Genomic DNA, 217 nt, shown 5'->3' with positions numbered 1-217 from the left:
ACAAGTAAACAACGGAGAAGTAGCAAATATTAAATTTGTTAACAAACTTGCTAAAGGGGAAATTGAAATCAACAAAGTTGATGATAGTAATAAACCTTTGGCTGGTGTTGAATTTACTGTCTACAATGAAAAAGGTGAAGAAGTAACTAAAGTTGTTACTGATAAAAATGGTATTGCTTCTGTTAAGGATCTTCCTTATGGAAAATACACATTTAAA

Annotated in this window: 1 protein-coding gene; it reads left to right on the top strand. The window is 30.0% G+C overall.

What is annotated here, in order from left to right; all coding sequences use genetic code 11:
- On the top strand, positions 1-217 hold a 217-nt coding region (locus MR107_RS31115; protein ID WP_242293235.1), incomplete at both ends, for a prealbumin-like fold domain-containing protein.

The organism is Bacillus cereus group sp. BfR-BA-01441 (assembly GCF_022663075.1).
GTDB classification, from domain to species: domain Bacteria; phylum Bacillota; class Bacilli; order Bacillales; family Bacillaceae_G; genus Bacillus_A; species Bacillus_A cereus.
This window is presented reverse-complemented; position numbering and strand designations above follow the sequence as displayed.